Raw genomic sequence first — 14,501 nt, 5'->3', positions numbered from 1 at the left:
GGTTAGTGATTATTCATCGTCGTAAGCAGGGCCAGCATAGTTATCAAAGCGCGACCATTGACCGTTAAAGGTAAGTCGGACTGTACCAATTGGACCATTACGTTGTTTACCGATGATAATTTCTGCAACACCTTTTAAATCACTACTTTCGTGATAAACCTCGTCACGATAAATAAACATGATAAGGTCAGCATCCTGCTCGATAGAGCCCGATTCACGTAAGTCGGAGTTAACAGGGCGCTTATCAGCACGTTGTTCCAAACTACGGTTTAACTGTGATAGTGCAACCACAGGAACTTGCAGTTCTTTAGCTAATGCTTTTAATGAACGCGAAATTTCAGCAATTTCTAATGTTCTGTTTTCAGATAATGAAGGTACTCTCATTAGCTGTAGGTAGTCAATCATGATAAGGCTTAAACCGCCATGTTCACGATAAATTCGACGAGCGCGAGAGCGCACTTCTGTTGGTGTTAAACCCGATGAGTCATCAATATACATATTACGTTTTTCAAGCAAGATACCCATGGTGCTTGAAATACGCGCCCAATCCTCATCATCAAGCTGGCCTGTACGAATTCTTGTCTGATCGACACGAGATAATGATGCCAACATACGCATCATAATTTGGTTACCAGGCATCTCTAAACTAAAGATAAGTACGGGTTTTTCTTCTGTCATTGCCGCATTTTCACATAAGTTCATGGCAAATGTGGTTTTACCCATAGAAGGACGTGCCGCGACAATAATTAAATCTGATTTTTGTAATCCTGCGGTTTTTTTATCAAGATCTTGATAACCACTTGAAACCCCAGTGACACCATCGTGAGGTTTCTGATAGAGCTGTTCTATTTTTTCAACAGTTTCTTCTAAAATTGCCTCTATTGCTTTCGGGCCTTCATCTTTGTTGGCACGAGTTTCAGCAATTTGGAACACTCTTGATTCAGCAAAATCGAGAAGATCTTCACTGGTGCGTCCTTGAGGATCAAAACCGGCATCCGCGATCTCGTTGGCAACTTTTATCATATCGCGAACAACCGCACGTTCTCGGACAATATCGGCATAAGCGTTGATGTTCGCCGCACTTGGCGTATTTTTAGAAAGTTCTGCTAAATAAGCAAAACCGCCAACACTGTCTAACTCGGCATTTTGCTCTAATGCTTCTGATAGTGTAATTAGGTCAATAGGTTTACCTAATTCCAGCAAGCGTTGCATTTGCGAGAAAATAGTACGATGAGGTCGGCTATAAAAATCTTCTGCGGTAACACGCTCAGAAACATTATCCCAACGTTCATTATCTATCATCAGACCGCCTAACACGGACTGTTCTGCTTCCAGCGAATGGGGAGGTAGCTTTAATCCCTCCATTTGTCGGTCTTTGATATCAGACATCAGTTTGTCAGTGGTCTTATTTCTGGCCATAAATCCTGCATAAAATCGAAAAAGTGTCAGTCAGTGTATGAGAGCGAGTTGATCTTCCCTGTTTATTTTTACAGCAAAAAAAGATCAATTCGTTCTAGTATACGCTAACCCAATTATCTGTGCCTTGTAGAAATAGCTATCCTTTGTCATTATCTCTAAAGGTCTTTTGCGCTCGTTTATTTAACCTCTCATCCTACAAAGGAGATAGTAATGGCTAAACGTATTCAATTTGCAACTCATGGTGATGCAGATGTTCTTGAGTTAGCAACATTTACACCTGCTCCTCTTGGTGATCACGAAGTTCAGGTTGCCAATAAGGCAATTGGTATTAACTATATTGATACTTATGTGCGTAGTGGGTTATATCCTGTAAGCCAATTTCCAAGCGGATTAGGCACTGAAGCTGCGGGCATTATTATCAAAACAGGCGCTAAAGTGACTTCACTAAAAGAAGGGGACCGAGTTGTGTACGCTCAATCTCCGCTAGGGGCTTATAGCGATACGCATAATGTACCAGAAAATAAAGTGGCGCGTCTGCCTGATAATATCTCATTTGAACAAGCCGCAGCTTCTTTTCTAAAAGGATTAACGGTTTATTATCTCTTCAATGAGACCTATAAATTACAAGCGGGTGAAACCTTTTTATTCCACGCAGCAGCAGGTGGCGTTGGTTTAATTGCAAGTCAATGGGCTAAAGCCATTGGTGCAAAAATGATAGGTACAGCAGGCAGTGATGCAAAGGTTGCTAGAGCAAAAGTTGCTGGTGCATGGGAAGTGATTAACTACCAAACAGAATCAATAGTTGAACGTGTATTAGCGTTGACTAATAATCGAAAAGTACCTGTTGTTTATGATTCTGTTGGTAAAGCAACTTGGTTAGACTCGTTAGACTGTTTGCAACATCGAGGTTTAATGGTGAGTTTTGGTAACGCATCAGGTGCAGTAACGGGTGTTGATTTAGGTATTCTGAATAAAAAAGGTTCTTTATATGTGACGCGCCCATCCATTTCGGGTTATATCACAACACGCGAAGAGCTAGATGCTGCAAGTGAAGCATTATTTGCATTAATTGGTAGCGGTAAAATTGATGTCAGTGTGCCAGATAATCAGAAATTTGCGTTAGCGGATGCAAAAGAAGCACATTGTTATCTTGAAAGCCGACAATCTCAAGGTTCAAGCCTACTTATTCCTTAATTATTGTTTGTAAGATTTAAAACCTGTTTGAAATCCATTAAACAGGTTTTAAATACTTATGTATCAATTATTTTTCAGTCACAAATTTAAGGGCATTTTCTAATACAGATAAATCAGCACCTTGCTTATGAGCATTTTCACTTAAATGACGACGCCATTGTCTAGCGCCTGGAATTCCTTGGAAAATACCCAACATATGACGAGTCACATGTCCTAAATAAGTACCTTGTGAGAGTTCTTTTTCAATATAAGGATACATTGCTTTTACGGCAGCAACTGCATCAGCAATAGGCAATTGATTATCAAAAAGTTCATGATCAACATGCGCTAAGATTGACGGGTTTTGATAAGCCTCACGACCAACCATAACACCATCCATATATTTTAAGTGTTCCTTCGCTTCTTCTAATGACTTAATGCCACCATTAATTGCCATGGTAAGATGCGAGAAATCACGTTTTAATTGATAAACACGGGGATAATCTAAAGGAGGAACTTCACGGTTTTCCTTTGGGCTTAAACCTGATAGCCATGCTTTACGCGCATGAATTATAAAAGTATCGCAATTATTATCGCGACTAACAGTATCAATAAAGTCACATAAAAATTCATAGCTATCTTGGTCGTCGATCCCGATACGTGTTTTTACTGTAACAGGAATATCAACGACATCGCGCATGGCTTTCACACAGTCAGAGACGAGTTGTGCATCTCCCATTAAACAAGCACCAAAGCGCCCATTTTGTACGCGATCTGAAGGACAACCCACATTTAAATTAATTTCATCATAGCCACGCTCTTGTGCCAATTTTGCACATTGCGCTAACGCTTGAGGATCGCTTCCACCTAACTGTAAAGAGACTGGATGTTCTTCTTCACTGTATTTTAGATAGTCACCTTTACCATGAATAATGGCACCTGTTGTGACCATTTCAGTATAGAGCAACGTATTTTTACTTAATTGACGAAAGAAATAACGACAATGACGATCAGTCCAGTCGAGCATCGGCGCAACAGAGAAGCGGTTAAGTGGGTAATTGCTTTGAGTTTTCTCTGTATTTGGTATTTTATTGTCTGGTGTGTTTTGATGCATTTTTAGCCGTTTTAATCTATTTTTTTAACAAGATAGGGTTAGAGCACATCATATTTGGGAGGCTCTATTATGAATTAGAGAGGATTTCTATTTAGTTAATCTTCTTTGAATTAGCTTAATTATATAAAGAAAGAAATAATTGTCTCTATCTTATTTAGCTATTCTTGGTTACCTTGCTGAATAAAATCATCAACCCTTTTACGTAACGCTTTCATTAAGTGAGAGTTATATTTCTCACCAGACTCATGAGAACCAAAAATATCATCATGACCAAGCATGAATCGCAGGGAAGCAATGCGAGAAATTTCTTTATTCTTATGATTGATTCTTTCTTCAAAAACTAACACAACTAAAGGATCATTATCGCCATCAATTAATCTGGCATGAAAAAGCCCCAGTTATAAAGGAATAGCTCCTTGACCTAAAGATGAATCTTTAACTCGCCCATATAGCCTATCTTCATCTTTTGTATAGATTTCAACATACCCTTGTTCTATCCATAACTGTATTAGATCAGTGAGTTCATCAGTATAATTTTCTGCGGTGTAGCCAAAATTATCACTGATATCTATAAATAACTCATGAATCTCTGCCTATGATATTTTTCGTTTCAAGACACTTTTGTCTATCTCGTGCATTTGCAAAGGCTCTTTTTATATTTTCTTTTATTTCAGCTTTGATTGGGCTATCAACAGGATGACCTTTGATTTCATTACCGGTCTCAATCAGCTGTAGGATGTTTTCTTCATTTGAAGTGCTCATATGTAAGCCCTTACTTATAGGAAAGAGTAGAAAACTATCAACTTTCTACCGAGATATTATAATTGGCTGTAAAGTAGAATGACAATTCGGGATAACCGTCAATAAAACAATAATACTTCATAGAAATATCATATAATATTAATTATATAAATCAAAAATATTATTTATAAAATAATTGAGTAATATTCTATAACGTATTATAAATAACAATATTATCAGTTAATTAGTTAGATAAAAAAGAATTTTACCAAATCGAAGATGAATAGCCAAAAAACAAAATAGGAAAACATAATGCCAATAGAAAAAAGAGCATTACCTTATTTCAAATATCATCCTGAACCGATAAAAACAGGTGCTTTTATTACAGATGATACCGTTATATGTGATTGTTGTGGAAAGGAAACAGATATCTATTATGGTAGCCCTTTCTACTCAGAAGGAGATATTGATGCACTATGCCCGTGGTGTATTGCTGATGGTTCTGCAAGTGAAAAGTTTGATGGTGAATTTCAAGATATTGCAAGCATTGAAGGCGGAAAAGTTCTCTATGACGAAGAAGGGGAGTATTGTGGTTCTACTTTACCTACTATAGATAAAAACAAACTCGATGAATTAACAAAACGAACGCCTGGTTATCATGGTTGGCAACAAGAATATTGGTTAGTACATTGCGATGAACCTTGTGCCTTTATTGATTATGTAGAATGGGACGATATCAAAGATAAATTAGAACAATTTGCTTCTTTAGAACAAGATATTCAAGACGTTGGTTTTGAACTTTCTGATTTATCAGAGCGTTTATGGGATGATGGTGGATGCCAAGGTTATTTATTTAAATGTTGTTGTTGTGAAAAGTTACGTCTACATATTGATTTTAGTTAATAAATATCATTCAAATAATATTAAGTCTATTTTTATTAGAAGATAGGCTTAATATTTTGTTATAAAACACTCTATTTATATTATCTCTATTAAAAATGGAAATAGTCACTGCTCAATATTTTACGCTATAAAGCAAAAGTAAAAAGAGGAGCATTGAATATGAACATTAAAAGAAAAATCCTTATAAAATTTAAAAATCCTGATTATGATAATAAAAATCTGTCATGTCCTACTTTCCATGAAAAGCATAGTTCTTTATTATCTGATATATCCTTGGTTCCTGTTATTTCTTCTATCCATCAATTACCTCCTAAAAATAATATTAATTCTATTTCAATAAGCTTTAATGACTTAAATAAATACTATTACATTAAATTACCAGATAATAATCAATATTCATTAGAGAATGTCATCAAAATATTAAAACAGCATCCTGATATTGAATATGTGCAATCTGTACCGATACAACCCATTGAACCTCCTAATATTACACCTGATTTTACTCAGTATCAGCAATATTTAGATGATCCAGAAAGAACAGCTAATATTAATAAGATTATAGGATTGGGGATTTTAGGTGCATGGAAACAAGAAGCATATGGTCAAGGTATACAAGTTGCCGATATTGAATGGGATTTCAATCTATCTCATCATGATTTATCAACTGATAATATTACACCATTACTCCCTTTTAATGAAAAAACGAGTCAGGCAGATCACGGTACTGCGGTTGCAGGATTAATAATGGGAAAAAAAGATGGTAAAGGGATCACCGGACTAGCGTATAAACTCGATATGTTTTATGCCATCTCTGAATTAACCTGTGGGCGCATTGATGCGATTGTTGCTAGTAAACGCATATTACATGCGGGCGATATCGTTTTATATGAAATGCAAACCATTTGTGAGCACCAAGCTTATGTCCCCGCTGACTATGAAATGCATATTTGGGAAGCGACACGCGCACTAACAGATGCAGGTATTATTGTGATTATGGCTGCTGGTAATGGTGGTGTTGATCTTGATTTACCTGCTTATGAAAGTTACCGCCAACGCCATGACAACAATTCAATACGTGTTGGCGCTGGTTCACCTTATACATTAAATCGCTTACCTTTTTCAACGCATGGTTCACCCATTCATGTACAAGCATGGGGTGAAGATGTTGCAACAGCAGGTTATGGTGATCTCTTTCGAAGTGATGATAATCATACTTATACCGCCAGTTTTAGTGGAACTTCGTCTGCCAGTGCATTGGTGGCGGGGGCTGCTGCCATGATCCAATCCTGGTATAAAGGCAATACAAATAGGGTGTTAACACCCGTACAAATGCGTGATTTATTAATTAGAACAGGTACTTTCCCACTATTAAAGGACAAGATTGGTCCATTACCCAATGTAAATAATGCAATTTTATACTTAAAAAAATTAATAAAATATCATTGAAAAAACAGTTATCGACAAAACACCTTCTACTGTTTGGGAGGTGTTTTCTAATAAATATCATAATGATTAATAAAACTTTTATTAGAATTACGTGGGTTTTAGAGCCGTTATCATGCTTTAGTTGTCGAAAAAAAGCATTGAACCAGTCAATATCCTTTTCTGTTTTTATAGAAAAATAGGCCAATTAGCTGACTTATAATAGAAAAATTATTTAATCATAAACTTAGTCGATTTATAATATTTATCTAGATAAGTAGCATTCTGATTTTATTAACTTTTTATTAGAAAACAAAAAAGCCTGATTTATGAGGAAAAACTTAAATATGAATAGTTTTTCACTGTTTATGCGCCTTTTTGCTTTCAATTTCGCGCCACTGCGTTTATCATTTTCCGCTTGTACTATACATACGGCGTCGCTGGTTTTGGGCTTCTGTGGAGCATAATGCTCCGGCAGCTCACACAGTCTTTTCCAGTGGCGGTTCTATCTGCATTATTCTTCGGGATAGAGTATTACCTTAAATGACTGAGAAAACATCTCTGACACCAGTTGTCGAATTAAAATCCTTAAGTAAAGGTTTCGACGGAAAACAAATTATTTCCCGCCTCGATCTCACTATCAACCATGGCGAGTTTTTAACCATCCTTGGTCCTTCGGGCTGTGGTAAGACGACGGTTTTGCGTTTAATTGCGGGTTTAGAAGACGTTGACGATGGGCAAATAATTCTTGATGGGCAAGATATTACGGATATCCCAGCGGAACAACGTTTTGTAAATACGGTTTTCCAAAGTTACGCACTTTTCCCTCATATGACTGTTTTTGAAAACGTCGCATTTGGTCTACGCATGCAAAAAACGCCTGCTGAAGAGATCAATGTTCGCGTTGAAGAAGCCTTGCGTATGGTGCAACTTGAAGATTTCGCCCAACGTCGTCCTGCACACCTTTCTGGTGGACAACAACAACGTGTTGCGATTGCGCGTGCTGTTGTGAATAAACCAAAGGTCTTATTGCTTGATGAATCATTATCTGCACTGGATTACAAATTACGTAAACAGATGCAAAATGAATTAAAAGCCTTACAACGTAAATTAGGAATAACCTTTATTTTCGTGACTCATGACCAAGAAGAGGCGCTGACTATGTCAGACCGGATCGTGGTGATGCGTGAAGGGCGTATTGAGCAAGATGGGACACCACGAGAAATTTATGAAGAGCCAACAAACCTGTTTGTTGCGCAATTTATAGGTGAAATTAATATCTTTGATGCGCGTGTTCTTCATCGTATTGATGAGGCGCGTATTCGTGCTGATGTTGAAGGTCATGAATGTGATATTTATACCTCATTGCCTGTAACTCAAAATCAGCAACTCAAAGTATTGCTTCGACCTGAAGATCTTCGTGTTGAAGAAATTCATGATCTTGAAAACCTTCCTGGTCTGATTGGTTATGTTCGTGAACGTAACTATAAAGGCATGACGCTAGATTCTGTTGTTGAAATGGAAAATGGCAAGGTAGTGATGGTCAGTGAGTTCTTTAATGAAGATGATCCAGATGTTGATCACTCGTTAGACCAAAAAATTGCAGTGACTTGGGTTGAAAGCTGGGAGGTCGTGCTGGCAGATGAAGAAAACACGTAAACTATTTCAAAACATCGTAATTACCGGTGTTGTGGGTTGGTTGATGGTGTTCGTCTTCTTGCCGAATATCATGATCATTGCGACCAGTTTTTTAACGCGTGATGATGCTAACCTTGTCGAGATGGTCTTTACACTCGATAACTACTATCGCTTATTTGATCCTATGTATGCAGAAGTATTATTGCATTCAATCAATATGGCGGTGGTAGCAACATTAGCTTGTTTATTATTAGGTTATCCTTTTGCTTATTTCCTTGCAAAAATGCCTAAGAAAATACAGCCATTAATGTTGTTTTTATTGATTGTACCTTTTTGGACAAACTCGCTTATTCGTATTTATGGATTAAAGATATTCCTAAGTACTAAAGGTTATTTTAACGAGTTTCTGTTGTGGATTGGGATTATTGATAAACCACTCAGGATTATTTATACCCCAGAGGCCGTTGTACTGGGACTGGTTTATATTTTATTACCTTTTATGGTACTACCGTTATATTCCAGCATTGAAAAGTTAGATAAACCTTGCTTAGAAGCAGCGCGCGATTTGGGTGCTAATAAATTTCAGACCTTTATCCGTATTATTATTCCATTAACGATGCCGGGCATTATTGCGGGTTGTTTGCTCGTAATGTTACCTGCCATGGGCTTATTCTTTGTTGCTGATTTAATGGGTGGGGCGAAGAATTTATTAATTGGTAACGTAATAAAAAGCCAATTCTTAAATATTCGTGATTGGCCTTTCGGTGCGGCAACTAGTATTTGCTTAACATTGGTGATGGGATTAATGCTGTTTGTGTATTACCGAGCCGTGAAGCTACTGCATAAGAAGGTAGAAATAGAATGATAGGACGGTTATTGCGTGGTGGATTTATGTCCATTATTTACGCGTATCTTTATATCCCGATTATCATTCTGATAGTTAACTCTTTTAACTCATCGCGTTTCGGGATTAATTGGAAAGGATTTACCACAGATTGGTACGCCATTCTATTTAATAATGACAGCCTGCTTCAAGCGGCTGGGCATTCATTAACGATGGCGGTCACTTCTGCAACATTTGCGACATTGATTGGCTCATTAGCGGCGGTTGCACTCTATCGCTACCGTTTTCGTGGCAAAAAATTTGTCGGTGGTATGTTGTTTGTTGTCATGATGTCACCTGATATTGTAATGGCAATTTCATTACTTGTGCTGTTTATGATCCTTGGTGTTTCATTGGGATTTTGGTCGCTTTTATTTTCACATATTACATTTTGCTTACCTTTTGTTGTAGTAACGGTGTACTCACGATTAAGTGGATTTGATGTGAAAATGTTGGAGGCTGCCAAAGATTTAGGCGCGGGTGAATTTACTATTTTACGTAAAATCATTATGCCATTAGCCATGCCAGCAGTGGCTTCAGGTTGGTTATTAAGCTTTACGTTATCCATGGATGACGTGGTGGTTTCTTCTTTTGTGACGGGACCAAGCTATGAGATTTTACCATTGAAAATATACTCAATGGTGAAAGTTGGGGTTTCACCTGAGGTGAATGCGCTTGCAACCATCCTTTTAGGTCTATCCTTAGTATTAGTGTTAATTAGTCAGTTGATCTTAAGAGACCGAACTGGCAAAGCATAATGACATGTATTAGTGCGAGTTTCTCGCACTTTTTGGGGTCTTGATGACCAATCTGTTGGAGGTAGGCTAGCTGCCTATTTGATATTAACGCATCAACCACTGAAGGAAACATAAATGAAAAAGTGGTCCTCTGTACTTGCTGCCAGCGTAATGGCATTAAGTATCGGCACAGCATCGGCTGATGATGGTAAGACATTATATTTCTACAACTGGACGGAGTATGTGCCGCCTGGTTTGCTCGAACAGTTTACGAAAGAAACTGGGATTAAGGTGATTTATTCCACCTATGAATCCAATGAGAGCATGTATACCAAGTTAAAGACCTATAAAGAAGGTGCTTATGATTTGGTGGTTCCTTCCACTTATTTTATTTCTAAAATGAGCCATGAAGGAATGCTGCAAAAAATCGACAAATCAAAATTAACGCATTTTGATAATCTCGATCCTAGCTTATTACATAAGTCATTCGACCCAGAAAATGATTATTCCATCCCTTATATTTGGGGTGCGACCGCTATTGGTATTAATAGTGATGAAGTTGATGTGAGTAGCATTACTTCATGGGCAGATTTATGGAAACCTGAATATAAAGATAGTTTGTTATTAACTGATGATGCTCGTGAAGTTTTCCAAATGGCATTATTAAAACTAGGTTATTCAGGCAACACGACCGATCCTAAAGAGATAGAAGAAGCCTACAAAGAGCTACAAAAGCTGATGCCAAATGTGTTGGCTTTCAACTCAGATAACCCAGCTAACCCTTATATGCAAGGGGAAGTTAATTTAGGGATGATTTGGAATGGCTCTGCATTTATTGCTCGTGATGCTGGCGCACCGATTGAAATGGTGTGGCCAAAAGAGGGTGGTATTTTCTGGATGGATAGCTTAGCTATTCCTGCTAATGCTAAGAATGTCGAAGGAGCTCATAAACTTATCGATTTCTTATTACGCCCAGAAATAGCAGCCAAAGTGGCGGAAAATATTGGTTATCCGACACCAAATCTAGCCGCACAAAAATTACTGCCAAATGTGATCACTAAAGATAATTCTCTTTATCCAACAGAAGAGATTATTAACAAAGGTGAATGGCAAAATGATGTTGGTGATGCAACCGTATTATACGAAAGCTATTACCAAAAATTAAAAGCTGGACGCTAATCGCGTTTGAGTATAGTTCTGAGCCACCTTTAAGGTGGCTTTTTTTATGGTGAAAAAAACGCATTTTTATTTAAGGATATAAGTTGAATTTATTTGTTGAAAGCGTAAAGGTAATTAACACTTTTTATTAGTGGGTTAATAAACTTAATTGAAGGCACAAAATGATATCTAGCGCATCAAAAGGGACGTTATATGGCATCGTTGCTATTTTTCTTTGGAGCACTATTGTTGGTTTAATTCGTAATATCAGTGAATATTTTGGCCCTGTTGGAGGTGCCGCACTGATTTATACCACAGGAACCGTGTTTCTTATTTTGATCTTAGGTGTACCTAAACTATCACTTTTTCCTAAACGTTATCTTTTTTGGGGAGCGCTATTATTTGTTACTTATGAAGTGTGTTTATCCTTGGCATTAGGATTTGCAACAGATAGAACACAAGCCATAGAGCTAGGAATGGTGAATTATTTATGGCCTAGTTTTACCTTAGCGCTTGCTGTCATAGTCAATAAACAGCGATTCTCTATTTTACTGATCGTAGGATTATTATGTTCATTTAGTGGATTAGTCTGGGTTGTTAGTGGGGATAATCCTCTAACTATCGAAGGCTTATGGAAAAATATCCAAAGCAATCCATTAAGCTATATATTGGCGTTTTCCGGTGCCATTTTATGGGCGTTTTATAGCAATTTAACTCGTCTTATTTCTGGTGGGAATAATGGTATTGTGCCTTTTTTCTTATTAACGTCACTTGCGTTATGGGGGCAATACCTATTTTCAACGCCAGTTGAATGGATTATTAATACAAAAAGCATCACGCTTTTATTAATCACAGGTGCAGCAATTGGGCTTGCTAATGCAGCATGGACAATCGGTATGATCAGAGGCAATGTGACTTTATTAGCTACACTTTCCTATTTTACCCCTGTTATTTCTACTGCATTTTCCTCAATATTATTGTCTACCGCACTTTCCTTCTCATTTTGGCAGGGTGTAATGATGGTAACTGGTGGCTCTTTAATTTGCTGGTTAGCGACTCGTCAAAAAAAGATAAAAGTACTCAAAACGATAAAATAGAGAGAAAAACAAGATCCTTAACTCAAATATCACAGTGAAAAGCGGCGTTTTGCATTATTGGCGGTATGGTACTTTGGGCGTATTAATCTAAGTTGAAATTTTTTCACTATACGACAGAGACGATATGCGCTTATTTATATGACTTATATACTAAGAATGCTTACTTTGATTTAAGTTATTTAAAATATAAGTAATACGATAAGAACAAATGCAACAAAAAGGGATTGCTATGAAACTTGAGACACTTTCTGTTCACGCCGGTTATTCACCTGATCCAACTACAAAAGCGGTAGCTGTACCTATTTACCAAACCACATCTTACGCATTTGATGATACACAGCATGGTGCGGATCTCTTCGACTTAAAAGTACCTGGTAATATTTATACCCGCATAATGAATCCAACCAACGACGTATTAGAAAAACGAGTTGCAGCATTAGAAGGCGGGATCGCAGCAGTGGCAGTAGCATCGGGTATGGCTGCTATTACTTACGCTATTCAAACCATTGCCCAAGTGGGTGACAATATTGTTTCTGTCGCTAAACTTTATGGTGGTACTTATAATTTAATGGCGCACACTTTCCCTCGTATTGGTATTGAAGCGCGCTTTGCTCCCCATGATGATATTGCTGCATTAGAAGCATTAATTGACGATAAAACAAAAGCGGTATTTTGTGAAACCATCACAAATCCAAGTGGAAATATTGTAGATATTCAAGCATTGGCTGATGTTGCTCACCGTCATGGTGTACCTTTAATCGTTGATAATACGGTTGCAACACCTTATTTGTGTCGTCCTTTTGAACATGGCGCAGATATTATTATTCACTCGTTAACTAAATATATTGGCGGTCACGGTAATTCAATTGGTGGTATTGTTGTTGACTCTGGTAAATTCCCTTGGGCAGAACACAAAACACGTTTTGAAATATTAAATACGCCAGATGTTTCTTATCACGGAGTAAATTATGTTGAGCATTTTGGTGCGGCTGCCTATATTGCTCGTTGTCGTGTTGCTCCTTTGCGTGGAACGGGGGCAGCACTATCCCCCTTTAATGCATTTTTGATCTTACAAGGCTTAGAAACGCTGGCACTGCGTATGGATCGTCATACTGAAAATGCGCAGAAAGTGGCAGAATATCTGCAAAATCATCCTCAAGTGGTATGGGTTAAATACGCAGGTTTAAGCAATCATCCTGAACATGATTTAGCGGTACGTTATATGACGGGTAAACCAGCAGGTATTCTCTCTTTTGGGATCAAAGGTGGTGCAGAAGCTGGCGCTAGATTTATTGATGCATTACAACTAATTGTTCGCCTTGTAAATATTGGTGATGCAAAATCATTAGCATGTCATCCAGCATCAACCACACATCGCCAATTAAACGATGAAGAATTAGAACGAGCAGGTGTTTCACGAGATTTGATTCGTTTATCCATTGGTATTGAACATATAGACGATATTCTTGCAGATTTAGAACAGGCATTAAAAGCCAGCATTTAATTGATTTTTATTAATAAGAAACCACTGTTAAATGACGGTGGTTTTTTTATATTTAAAATATAATGTTTATTAATAATACTCATTCTAAAAATTAACTTTATTAGTTCATAGGGAGTATTTAATGAGTATTATCGATTCTGTTAGAACGTCATTTTCACAAATAAAAGCAACAATAGATAATCTAGATTTAAAAAATAAAATTACGGATTTTTTTTATTACTTTAGTTCGAGTATAACAGGATTATTTAATAACAATGTTGAATACCGCTATCCTGTTGTAGTACGTCATATTTGTAATAGTATCTTTAATGATCCAAATTATTTAGAATATGAAATTCTAAGAGAAAGTTTTCTTAATGTTCAGAATGAAAAAAAATCAGCAACAGATAATAAATGTAACAAAGATGAACCTAAATATGAAGAGGTTAATAATAGTTTTATTGATAATGGCGTTAGAGACAAAAAAACAAGTGATACGACTACTCAGAGTGAAGAAAAGAAAGAGCATATTTATGCTAAAATAGATTTTAAAAGCAAAGGATCTTATTGGATAAAATAATTAATCAGACAATTGAAGAAATAAAAACTAATTTTTCTTCGATAAAATAGTTTCTTATTAAAATAAAGAAATTAATAAATATTGATTTCTTTATTTTTGTCTAAGCTATCATTTTTAATAAAAAACTAGATCCGCATTTGTTTTTTGATAAAA

General features: G+C 36.9%; 13 protein-coding genes. 10 read left to right on the top strand and 3 right to left on the bottom strand.

The features are described 5' to 3' along the window. Positions 1–9: 9 nt before the first annotated feature. Positions 10–1,419, bottom strand: coding sequence for a replicative DNA helicase (gene dnaB, locus DK866_RS07740; RefSeq protein WP_036934568.1), 1,410 nt, complete (start codon positions 1,417–1,419; stop codon positions 10–12). A gap of 210 nt (positions 1,420–1,629) precedes the next feature. Here dnaB and DK866_RS07735 point away from each other — a divergent pair, with 210 nt between their 5' ends. Further along, a complete protein-coding gene (locus tag DK866_RS07735; protein ID WP_109408440.1) occupies positions 1,630–2,613 on the top strand; it encodes a quinone oxidoreductase in 984 nt (327 codons plus the stop codon). Between the two features lie 67 nt (positions 2,614–2,680). Here DK866_RS07735 and dusA read toward each other — a convergent pair whose 3' ends face one another. Further along, entirely contained in the window at positions 2,681–3,706 is a 1,026-nt protein-coding gene (dusA, locus tag DK866_RS07730) for a tRNA dihydrouridine(20/20a) synthase DusA (protein WP_109408439.1), read from the bottom strand. 579 nt (positions 3,707–4,285) lie between these two features. After that, positions 4,286–4,468: a hypothetical protein gene (locus tag DK866_RS07720; RefSeq protein ID WP_109408437.1), complete on the bottom strand. Its 183-nt coding sequence runs from the start codon at positions 4,466–4,468 to the stop codon at positions 4,286–4,288. Between the two features lie 291 nt (positions 4,469–4,759). Between DK866_RS07720 and cbrC the strand changes: the two genes are divergently transcribed. The 9 genes from cbrC to DK866_RS07675 all read left to right on the top strand — a co-directional run bounded on the left by cbrC (position 4,760) and on the right by DK866_RS07675 (position 14,348). Further along, a complete protein-coding gene (gene cbrC, locus DK866_RS07715) occupies positions 4,760–5,350 on the top strand; it encodes a PF03691 family colicin E2 tolerance protein CbrC (RefSeq protein ID WP_109408436.1) in 591 nt (196 codons plus the stop codon). 159 nt (positions 5,351–5,509) lie between these two features. Further along, positions 5,510–6,796: a S8 family serine peptidase gene (locus tag DK866_RS07710; protein WP_109408435.1), complete on the top strand. Its 1,287-nt coding sequence runs from the start codon at positions 5,510–5,512 to the stop codon at positions 6,794–6,796. Between the two features lie 519 nt (positions 6,797–7,315). Next, positions 7,316–8,431 (top strand): spermidine/putrescine ABC transporter ATP-binding protein PotA, encoded by a 1,116-nt coding sequence (potA, locus tag DK866_RS07705; protein ID WP_109408434.1) that lies wholly within the window; start codon positions 7,316–7,318, stop codon positions 8,429–8,431. After that, on the top strand, positions 8,415–9,275 hold the full coding sequence (potB, locus tag DK866_RS07700; RefSeq protein ID WP_109408433.1) for a spermidine/putrescine ABC transporter permease PotB: 861 nt from the start codon (positions 8,415–8,417) through the stop codon (positions 9,273–9,275). Before potA ends, potB begins: the two co-directional genes overlap by 17 nt. Beyond that, the gene (gene potC, locus DK866_RS07695) at positions 9,272–10,051 is read left to right on the top strand and encodes a spermidine/putrescine ABC transporter permease PotC (protein WP_036934543.1); all 780 of its coding nucleotides are present in this window, start codon (positions 9,272–9,274) and stop codon (positions 10,049–10,051) included. Before potB ends, potC begins: the two co-directional genes overlap by 4 nt. Positions 10,052–10,165: 114 nt before the next feature. Continuing rightward, on the top strand, positions 10,166–11,209 hold the full coding sequence (potD, locus tag DK866_RS07690; protein WP_075673054.1) for a spermidine/putrescine ABC transporter substrate-binding protein PotD: 1,044 nt from the start codon (positions 10,166–10,168) through the stop codon (positions 11,207–11,209). A 161-nt stretch (positions 11,210–11,370) separates the two neighbouring features. After that, a complete protein-coding gene (yddG, locus tag DK866_RS07685; protein ID WP_109408432.1) occupies positions 11,371–12,285 on the top strand; it encodes an aromatic amino acid DMT transporter YddG in 915 nt (304 codons plus the stop codon). Positions 12,286–12,514: 229 nt separating this feature from the next. Continuing rightward, positions 12,515–13,789: a bifunctional O-acetylhomoserine aminocarboxypropyltransferase/cysteine synthase gene (locus DK866_RS07680; RefSeq protein WP_109408466.1), complete on the top strand. Its 1,275-nt coding sequence runs from the start codon at positions 12,515–12,517 to the stop codon at positions 13,787–13,789. A 121-nt stretch (positions 13,790–13,910) separates the two neighbouring features. After that, on the top strand, positions 13,911–14,348 hold the full coding sequence (locus tag DK866_RS07675) for a hypothetical protein (protein ID WP_109408431.1): 438 nt from the start codon (positions 13,911–13,913) through the stop codon (positions 14,346–14,348). Positions 14,349–14,501 lie beyond the last annotated feature (153 nt).

Source organism: Proteus genomosp. 4 str. ATCC 51469 (assembly GCF_003144375.1).
In the GTDB taxonomy this organism is placed as follows: Bacteria; Pseudomonadota; Gammaproteobacteria; order Enterobacterales; family Enterobacteriaceae; genus Proteus.
Note: the sequence above shows the minus strand (reverse complement) of the source record. Positions and strands in the feature narration are given on the sequence as shown.